At 63.4% G+C, this 9,508-nt stretch carries 9 protein-coding genes; 3 read left to right on the top strand and 6 right to left on the bottom strand.

Going from position 1 to position 9,508, the window contains the following annotated elements; translation table 11 throughout:
• The first annotated feature begins 247 nt into the window (after positions 1 to 247).
• From EN879_RS12935 to EN879_RS12945, 3 genes are all read left to right on the top strand, one after another.
• Positions 248 to 703, top strand: coding sequence for a hypothetical protein (locus EN879_RS12935; RefSeq protein ID WP_081714352.1), 456 nt, complete (start codon positions 248 to 250; stop codon positions 701 to 703).
• Between the two features lie 113 nt (positions 704 to 816).
• Positions 817 to 1,884, top strand: coding sequence for an aldo/keto reductase (locus EN879_RS12940; protein ID WP_027162642.1), 1,068 nt, complete (start codon positions 817 to 819; stop codon positions 1,882 to 1,884).
• A 51-nt stretch (positions 1,885 to 1,935) separates the two neighbouring features.
• Positions 1,936 to 3,201, top strand: coding sequence for a cysteine desulfurase-like protein (locus EN879_RS12945; RefSeq protein ID WP_063167832.1), 1,266 nt, complete (start codon positions 1,936 to 1,938; stop codon positions 3,199 to 3,201).
• Between the two features lie 15 nt (positions 3,202 to 3,216).
• On the opposite strand, the gene EN879_RS12950 is transcribed toward EN879_RS12945, so the two are convergent.
• The 6 genes from EN879_RS12950 to EN879_RS12975 form a co-directional block, all read right to left on the bottom strand.
• Positions 3,217 to 4,245 carry a histone deacetylase family protein gene (locus EN879_RS12950; protein ID WP_063167833.1) on the bottom strand — a complete coding sequence of 343 codons (1,029 nt, stop codon included), beginning with the start codon at positions 4,243 to 4,245 and terminating at the stop codon, positions 3,217 to 3,219.
• The gene (locus EN879_RS12955; RefSeq protein ID WP_013532101.1) at positions 4,242 to 4,754 is read right to left on the bottom strand and encodes a GNAT family N-acetyltransferase; all 513 of its coding nucleotides are present in this window, start codon (positions 4,752 to 4,754) and stop codon (positions 4,242 to 4,244) included. Before EN879_RS12955 ends, EN879_RS12950 begins: the two co-directional genes overlap by 4 nt.
• 25 nt (positions 4,755 to 4,779) lie before the next feature.
• Positions 4,780 to 5,709 carry a 3-keto-5-aminohexanoate cleavage protein gene (locus EN879_RS12960; protein WP_013532100.1) on the bottom strand — a complete coding sequence of 310 codons (930 nt, stop codon included), beginning with the start codon at positions 5,707 to 5,709 and terminating at the stop codon, positions 4,780 to 4,782.
• Positions 5,710 to 5,711: 2 nt separating this feature from the next.
• The gene (locus EN879_RS12965; RefSeq protein WP_063167834.1) at positions 5,712 to 7,097 is read right to left on the bottom strand and encodes an aspartate aminotransferase family protein; all 1,386 of its coding nucleotides are present in this window, start codon (positions 7,095 to 7,097) and stop codon (positions 5,712 to 5,714) included.
• A 1-nt stretch (position 7,098) separates the two neighbouring features.
• Entirely contained in the window at positions 7,099 to 8,742 is a 1,644-nt protein-coding gene (locus EN879_RS12970) for a N,N-dimethylformamidase beta subunit family domain-containing protein (protein WP_127274078.1), read from the bottom strand.
• A gap of 8 nt (positions 8,743 to 8,750) precedes the next feature.
• Positions 8,751 to 9,508, bottom strand: a 758-nt coding sequence (locus EN879_RS12975) for an amino acid ABC transporter ATP-binding protein (RefSeq protein ID WP_281034589.1), incomplete at its 5' end; no start/stop codon positions are given.

The following is a 9,508-nucleotide window of genomic DNA, read 5'->3' on the forward strand; positions in this document are numbered from 1 at the left end:
GTGCAGCATTTGCATACCTGCCATGTCTTGGCGATTTTTTTCGCCATTTTCCGCAACCGGGTGAAACTTTTGCTGACGCGCATCGTAGCCTCGAATGCTGGCTGCATGGCTGCCACGAGGCGACGGCTAAATTCATTGAGATCGGTGCCATGCATTTTTAACGAGCCGGTTCTATGCTTCGATACCCGAATGGTCGGGCGAGGGGGAGGCTGACATCGCTACTGGCGCCAAGCGGGATTTCGCTTCGTTGCTCGACGACCTCTTCATCGCCCCCGACAAGAATGGCGAGGGCGAAGAGGCCGGCGCTCGTCCATCCATCCCGTTCGACTATCTTTCGGTGGCCGATGAACTCCATTCCGGCCGCATCAAGGTTTCCGCTGCCGAATATCGCGAGGCGGGCGCGGATCTGGCGACCGAATTCGCCGCTTTGCTCGATCATGCCAAGCTGGTTCTCGCCGGCGAAGAGCCAAAGCCCGAGGAAAAACTGCCGCCGATCGATCCCGAAGCCATCGCCGTCGAACTCGGCCTCAATCAGCCCAAGCAGGTCGCCGATTTCGGCCGTATGCGCCGCAGCTTTGCCTTTGCCAACCATCCCGACCGCGTCGCCCCACATTTGCGCCAGCGCGCCATGATCCGCATGCAAGTGGCCAACATGCTGATCGACGAGGCCAAGCGTCGTGCACTGGCCGGTGCTCGCCGCTAACCCGGCTGGTTCACGCAAAAGTCGGCCTGGCGAGGCTTGGAGAGCGGCTCTGCTTTGCCTATAGATGCGGCTCCTCCGCGCAGTCGCGCCAGCCTTCCTCCGGAGCCGAATCCATGCACAAACGCCGTCTCGGTCGGACCGATCTTCTTGTTACCCAGATCTGCCTGGGCTCCATGACCTGGGGCCAGCAGAACACCGAGGCCGAAGGCCACGCCCAGATGGACCTGGCTTTCTCGCGCGGCGTCAATTTCATCGACACCGCCGAGCTCTATCCGATCCCGCCCAAGGCGGAGACGCAGGGGCGGACCGAAAAGATCATCGGCAGCTGGATGAAGGCCAAGGGCAACCGCGACAAGGTGATCTTGGCCTCGAAGGTCGTCGGCCGCACGGCCAACAGCTGGTTTCGCGGCGACAGGCCGTCGCAACTGGTGCGCGCCGATATCTTTGACGCCATCGACAAGTCGCTGACCAAGCTCGGCACCGACTACATCGACCTCTATCAGATCCACTGGCCGGAGCGGGATATCCCCTGGGGCGCCAACCCGACGCGCGTCGGCGCCGTGTCGCCGCGCGCCGATTCCGTCGGCGCACCGGCCGGCGAAACGCCGATCGCCGAGACGCTTGCCGTGTTTGACGAATTGGTGAAGGCAGGAAAGATTCGGCATTTCGGCCTGTCGAACGAGAGTTCCTGGGGCGTGATGCGGTTCCTTGCCGAAGCCGACAAGGGTATCGGCCCGCGCGTCGCGTCGATCCAGAACGCCTACAATCTCGTCAACCGCACCTTCGAGGTGAATCTCGCCGAGGTCTGCGAGCGCGAGCAGGTGTCGCTGCTGCCCTATTCGCCGCTGGCGCAGGGCTATCTCACCGGCAAGTACGACCACGGCGCGCGGCCTCAGGGCTCGCGCACGCAGCTGTTCAATCGCGGCCAGCGCTACGAGACGCCAGGTGCCGCCGAGGCACAACTCGAATACAATGAGCTGGCGCGCTCCTTTGGCCTGGAGCCGGCACTGTTTGCCAACGCCTTTGTCTCGAGCCGGCCGTTCGTGACCTCGAACATCGTCGGCGCGACGACCGTTGCGCAGCTCGATATGGCGCTGTCTTCCGTCGACGTCGTCTGGACCGACGAAATGCAGAAGGCGGTGGATGCGATCCACCAGCGGGTCGGCAATCCCTGTCCTTGAACGGGGATTTCTGGCCGAATATCCAACGATTACAATGGGAGAAGGGCGGCAATGAATTTTCCGATCGAGGCTATCCGGGGGAAATTTCCCGCTCTCTCTCTGACCGACAAGGGCCGCCGCCGCATCTATCTCGACAACCCTGCCGGCACGCAGGTGCCACAGGCAGTGGCGGATGCGGTATCGCGCTGTCTCTTGACCACCAATGCGAACCTTGGCGGCTACTTCGAAACGACGATTGCCGCGCAGGCCGTCGTCGATGAGGCACATGAGGCCATGGCCGATTTCCTCGGCGCCGCAAGCCCTGAGGAAATCGTCATCGGCGCCAACATGACGACGCTGACCTACCACATCTCGCGCACGCTCGGCCGCACGATGCAGCCCGGCGACGAGATCATCCTCACCCGCATGGACCATGAGGGCAACGTCTCGCCCTGGCTGCAACTGGCCGAGGATCACGGCCTCGTCGTGTGCTGGCTGCCGTTCGACGAAACCAGCTGGCAGGTCGAGGAGGCGACGCTGGCTGGCTTGCTTTCGGAGAAGACACGGCTGGTCGCGTTGAACTACGCCAGCAATTTGACCGGTTCGATCAACCGGGTGAAGGCGCTGACTGCGATAGCCAGGAATGCCGGTGCGCTGGTCTATGTCGATGCTGTCCAATTCGCGCCGCACGGGCTGATCGACGTGCAGGAGCTCGGCTGCGATTTCCTGATCTGCTCGGCCTACAAATTCTTCGGACCGCATATGGGCATATTGTGGGGCCGGCGCGACGTCATCGATGACTTGCAGCCCTATAAATGCCGCTGTTCGTCGAATGGCCTGCCGGAGCGGTTCGAACTCGGCACGCCGCAGATCGAGCTGATGGCCGGCCTCACCGCCGCAGTCGACTACTTTGCCGACCTTGGCGCGGCGGCGGGCGAGGGCGGTTCAAGAAGGCAGAAGATCGCCAAGGCGTTCGCGGCTTCGATCGCGTACGAAAACCCGCTGGCGCAACAACTGATCGACGGCCTGTCCGATATCGAGGGCTTGACCGTCCACGGCATCACCGACCCGAAGCGGCTCGGCGATCGCGTGCCGACGGTTTCCTTCACGGTCGAGCGCATCGTGCCGGAGACAATCGTGCGGCAGATGAACGCCGAAAACATCTTCCTGTGGTCCGGTCACAACTACGCCTGGGAGATCGTCCACCAGCTCGGCATTCCAGCCGAGCATGGCGTCGTGCGCATCGGCATTGCTCACTACAACACGGCAGCCGAAATCGACGAAACGCTGGAAAGTGTGCATCGGGTCATCGCCATGCTCAGGCAGCAGCGCTCCTAACGCTGGCTTGAGCACTCACCGCATCTTGCCGCCGAAGCCGGTGAGGAACGCGGTGAGATTGTCGCCGAGTTTGTCGCAGAGGTAGCCGCCCTCCTGGACGATGACCGTCGGCAGGTCGAGCTTTGCGATGGCCTCGCCGATGCGCGAGAAGCCAGGCGTCGTCACCGAAAGTCCGCCGAACGGATCGCCCTCGAACGCGTCGAGGCCGAGCGCCACAACGAGCGCGTCGGGCGAAAAGGCACGGATACGCTGGAAGGCCACCTCGAGCGCTTCGAGAAACGCCGCGTCGGCGGATTTGCGCGGCAGCGGCAGGTTGAAATTGTAGCCGAGGCCGGGCCCTTCGCCGCGCTCGTCGGCATGGCCCCAGAAGAACGGATAGAAGCGCACCGGATCGGCGTGCAGTGAGACGGTCAGCACATCCGGCCGTGCATAGAAGATGCCTTGCGTGCCGTTGCCGTGATGCAGGTCGACATCGAGGATCGCCACCCGTGCGGCCCGTTTGCGCAGAACCTGCGCCGCGACGGCCGAATTGTTGATGAAACAGAAGCCGCCGGCAACATCGGCAAAGGCATGGTGGCCGGGAGGGCGGCACAGCGCGTAGGCGGCCGGTGCGCCTGATATCACCGCCTCGGCCGCATCGACCGCGCTCCAGGCGCTCCATAGCGCGCTCTGCCATGTCTCGCCCGAGATCGGGCAGGCGGTGTCGGCCATGTGATAGCCGGCCTGGCCGACCGCCGAGGCCGGATAGGAGCCGTTGCGCGCGATCGGATGGATGTTGGGGATCACTTCGGCCGAAGCGCCCTCGATGCGCTGCCAGCGCGCGTAGATATGCTCGAGGAAATCCAGATATTCCGGCGTGTGCACCGCCGCGGCCGGGCCGAGCCCATGATCCCGAGGTCGCTCGATCGTGCAACCCGCAGATAGTGCGCCGACTAACAATCTCTCGATGCGCTCCGGCTTTTCCGGATTGGGCTGTGCCGCGCCGCTCGAAAGAAAGGCCCTGGGGTCGTGGCGCTTCTGTTCCTCGGCATAGAAGGCTTTCATTCCTGATCCCCGTTTTCCGGCGCGTCGGCGAAAGCAAAGAAGGCCTCGCCGATGATTTTTTGGGTCTGTTCGTAGCTCGACCAGGCGATGCCCAGCCTCTCGTAGAAGGCCTTGGCCCCTTCATTGTCGGTGTCGACGGACAGCCGGAGATAGACGCCGCCTTCCTTCCGGCACTGCGCCGCAACACGCCGCAGCAGCCGCTCGCCGATCTTGCGGCCGCGAAAACGATCCTCGACATAGAGGTCCTGCACATAGACGCCAGGCCGCCCCATCCATGTCGAAAAGATCGGGAAATGCAGGCAAAGGCCGGCAAACTCGCCGCCCACTTCGGCGATCAGGGTGGAGAAAGCGGGCTTTTCACCAAAGCCGTAGGTGCGCAAATCATCTGCTGTCGAAATGATCTCCTCCGGCGCACCGATATGCGTGCCGAGTTTCAGGATCGCGGCGTGGATGGTTTCGACGTCTTCCACTCGGCCGGGGCGGAGGCGGATTTTGGGCGAGGCAATCATTTCAGGTTCATCTCAGATCAGCATCTCAAAACGCCACCCGGTCGCCGCCCTTGAGCGCCAGCATGTCGCGCGCTTCGGTGGGCGTTGCAACCTCCAGCGACAGCCCGTCGAGAATGCCACGGATACGGCGCACCTGATCGGCATTGGATTTCGCCAGCTGGCGGCCGTCATAGAGACTGTCCTCCAGCCCGACACGGACATTGCCGCCCATGGCTGCTGCAATTGAGATCAGCGGCATCTGCTGGCGGCCGGCGGCGAGCACCGAGAACTGGTAGCTGTCGCCGAACAATTTGTCGGCGATCCGCTTCATGTGGACGAGATTGTCCGGGTCGGCGCCGATGCCGCCCAATATGCCAAGGACGAATTGGATGAACAGCGGTCCCGACACCAACCCCCGATCGCGAAAATGCGCCAGCGAATAGAGATGGCCGACATCATAGCATTCGAATTCGAAGCGCGTGCCGCAGCCCTTTCCCAGTCTTTCCAGCACCGCTTCCATATCGGCGAAGGTGTTCTTGAAGATCGTGTCGCGGGTGGCTTCCAGCAGCTTGGGTTCCCATTCGTGCTGCCATTCCCTCGGCTTGTCGAGCATCGGGAACAGCGCGAAATTCATCGAACCCATGTTGAGCGAGCACATTTCGGGTTCGGCCCGCAAAGGGGCTGCCAGCCGCTGGTCCAGCGTCATCAGCGACGAGCCGCCGGTGGTGATGTTGATCACTGCATCGGTCGCCTGCTTGATGCGCGGCAGGAACTGCATGTAGACGTCCGGATCGGCGGTCGGGCGGCCATCCCTCGGGTCGCGGGCGTGCAGATGCAGGATCGAGGCGCCGGCTTCCGCCGCCGCGATCGCGTCTGCGGCGATCTGGTCCGGCGTCACCGGCAGATAGGGCGACATGGACGGCGTGTGCACCGAGCCGGTGACGGCGCAGGTGATGATGACTTTTCGCGGTGCCATTCTTACCCCTGGCCTCCGACCGGCAGGTCGAGCTCGGCGGCCAGAACCTCCAGCGAGTCACCGATGATGGAGATGATCTCGCCGACCTGCTCGGCCGTGACGATCATCGGTGGCGCGACCATGAAATTGTCGCCGTCGACGCCGCCCTTGACCCTGCGGCCATAGATGATCAGCCCGCGTTCATAGGCGAGGTCGAGCAGCCGCTGCGTGGCTTTCTTGTTCTGGTCGATCGGTTTTAGGGTCTCGGGATCGGCGACCATCTGGGCGCCGGTGAGCAGGCCCTTGCCACGCACGTCGGCAAGGAACGGAAACCGCTTCGCCAGGCCTTTAAGCCCGTCCATCAGCACATCGCCCATGGCTGCCGCATTGGCGATCAGGTCGAGCCGGTCCATTTCGCCGAGCACAGCCAGGCCGGCGGCACAGGCCAGCGGATTGCCGGCATAGGTGTGGCCGTGCTGGAAGCCGCCGGAGGCGAGCAACGGCTGCACCAGCCGCATCGGTGCGGCGAGTGCGCCAAGCGGCGCATATCCGGAGCCCAGCCCCTTCGACAAGGCGACGATGTCTGGCTTGCAGTTCCAGTGATCGCCGCCGAGGAATTTGCCGGTGCGGCCGACACCGCTCATGACTTCGTCGTGGATGAGCAGGATGCCGTAGCGGTCGCAGATCTCGCGGATGCGTGGATAATAACTGTCCGGGGCCACCAGCGCCGCGGTCGCCGCACCGCCGATCGGCTCCATGATGAAGGCAACCACGCTGTCTGGACCTTCCGCAAGAATCTTCTCCTCCAGCATGTCGGCATAGCGGATGCCGCGCTGCTCAATCGAGAGATTGTCGCGGTCGCGCCAGGCATTCGGCGCCGGCACGGTTGGCATCACCCGCATCATCGGCTCGAACGTTTCGGCCAGCGCATCGTCGCCGGTGATCGAGAGCGAACCCAACGTGCCACCATGATAGGAGGGGAAACGCGTGATCACCTTCCAGCGGCTGGCCTGGCCGGTGGCGACCGCCCATTGCCGCGCCAGCTTGATGCAGGATTCCGTCGCCTCCGAGCCACCGGAGACGAAGAAGATGCGGTCCATGCCCTCCGGCAGCTTGCCGGCCAACTCCCGCGCCAACTCCTCCGCCGGCTCGTTCTCGAAATGCAGCCGATAGGCGAAGGTGGCGCGGTCCATCTGCCGCTTCATGGCGTCGAGCACATTGCGATTGGAATGGCCGATATTGGCCACCATCGGGCCGCTCGAGCCATCGATGAAGCGGCGGCCGTCCTGCGTCCACATGTAGATGCCTTCGGCGCGGTCGATCAGCGGCCGGCGCAGGCTGGACAGATAGAACAGATGCGAGTCTCGCCGGGCTTCGGTTTCTTGAACGGCGGATTGGACTTTCGACATGTCAGGGCTTTCCGAGGTAACGATCGAGGACATTTTTCGTGACGCGTTCGACCATCGGGTCCTGTCTTAGCAGGCCGGCGACCCATTCGCAGCTTCCGGCATGGAACACCTCGCCCTTGCCGCGCGGGAAATTGACGATCATGCCGTTGCCGCGTTTGACCTTTTCCAGATTGGCGTCGCTCGCCTCGCCAAACAACGTTTCGGCGGTGAAGCGGCCGTCTTCGTCGGTGAGGAACTGGTCCTCGATCGGGATATCGGCGCTTTCCTCGACCTGGGATGCCATGCCGACGGCGAGAACCTGCAGGCCATCTGGCGCGCCGCTGGTCGCAGTCGGGTAGGGCAGGCCGCCGCGTATCTCGAAGTCGAGCCCGTCGACCTCATAGCCATAGACATGGCTGTCGGCGCCCAGCAGGTCGCCATAGTAGATGCCGGTGCCGGCGAAGGCCCAATGCTCGGGCCGGTAGACCGGGAAACCACGCACGCCGCGCGGTGCACAGCCGCCCCAGCCGGCATAGACACCGCGCGTCGCGTTGAGCCCGAAGGTCGCCGAACCCGGCCGGCCGATTTCCGGCGCCTCCCAGGAATTGGTGGCACGGGTGACGTCGCCGTCTGGGAGATAGGCCGGATCTTCGGCACGCGAGCGATATTTGTAGCAGACCTGCCGGCGGCCCTCGTCTTCGAACCGCGTCTGCCACATGAAATTGCCGGCAAAGCGCGCCGCATGGCCGCCGCGGGTCACATAGGCGTCGACGGCATCGCGCATTTCCCAGGTCCAGTATTCGTCATGGCCGACGAACACGGCGCAGTCATAGCCGTCGAGAATTTCCGACGAAAAATGCAGATCATGCTGGCTGGCGAGATCGACTTGATAGCCGGCCCGCTCGGCGAAGCGGAAAAAATGGCTGTCGTAGCTGGCCCAGCCGGACGAAGCGTATTTCTTCGAATGGCCGGTGGCGAGCGCCCACTCCATGTGCGGATAGCGCGGCACGGTCTTCGGCGGCACAGCGACCTCCAGCGGCACACGCGGCGCATCCTTGGGCAGCACGACGAAGCCACGGCACCAGGGGCGCTGCGTCGAGACGATGGGCGAATACTGGTTGCGATCCGGCCCGGTGATGCCCTGATAGTGGTTGGAGCCGCCCCAGGTGTTGTAGGCCAGCCATGTGCCTGTCGCCGCCACCTGGAGCACGCGGCCAGGTTTGCGGCCCGGCTGCGGGCAGACGATGAAAATATGGTGGCATTGGATCGGCTTGCCGTCGAGCCCGTCGGCGGTCAGCGTGACCCGATAGGCGCCGGACGGCCAGCCCGCTCCGACGCGAAATTCGAAGGATGGGTCCCAACCGCAGCCTTCAGCCGAACACTGGTCGGGTGTGTCCTGCCAGCGTGCCGCGATGCCCGATTTCTCGAATACTTTGTTTTCGCTGCCGCCATCTCGGGTGATTGTGATGCCGAACGTCGCAGCTGTCGAACTGACATGCAAAGCCACCGTTTCGCCGGCGCGATAGGAAAACCGGTCGCTGTAGCACCAGATCTCGCCGCGCTCGCCATCCATGCCTGGCCACTCGTAATAGTGGCCGCGCACCGCGTGGCGGCGCTGCTCCGGCGTCAGTCCGAAATCGGGGAATTCCGTGTTTGGGCTGGTCATGGTCATACTCAGGCGGAAAGATATTTCTTGAGGAAGCTGCGCGTGCGGTCCTTCTGCGGCGCGCGGAACATGTCGCCGGGCGGGCCTTCCTCGACGATCACGCCGTCATCCATGAACAGCACCCTGTCGGCCACTTCGCCGGCAAAGCGCATCTCATGCGTTACGATGAGCATGGTCATGTGTTCGGCGGCAAGCTGTTTCATCACCGCGTTGACCTCGTCGACCAGTTCCGGATCGAGCGCCGAGGTGGCTTCGTCGAACAGCATCACCTTGGGCTGCATCGCCAGTGCACGGGCAATGGCCACACGCTGCTTCTGGCCGCCCGAAAGCCGCGAGGGGTAGGCGTCGATCTTGTCGGCGAGCCCGACCTTGGACAAGAGGCTATGCGCCAGCGCATGCGCGTCACTTTTGGTCATGCCTTTTAGGATGATCGGTCCCATGGAAATGTTCTCGATCACGGTCAGATGCGGGAACAGATTGAAGTGCTGAAACACCATGCCCATCTGCTGGCGCACCTTGTTGATGTGCCGCTCGAAGGCATGGCCGTGCAGCTTCTGGTTGACCTGCACGCCGTCGAGCCAGACTTCACCGGAGTCCAGGGATTCCAAATGGTTGATGGAGCGCAGCAGCGTGCTCTTGCCGGAGCCACTCGGGCCGATGATGGCGACGATCTGCCCGCGATCGACCGACAGGCCTATGCCTTTGAGAACCTCGACGGCGCCAAACGATTTGCGCGCGCCGCGAACCTCGACCATTGGCCGCTGCG

The organism is Mesorhizobium sp. M7A.F.Ca.AU.002.02.1.1, from assembly GCF_003998535.1.
In the GTDB taxonomy this organism is placed as follows: Bacteria; Pseudomonadota; Alphaproteobacteria; order Rhizobiales; family Rhizobiaceae; genus Mesorhizobium; species Mesorhizobium ciceri.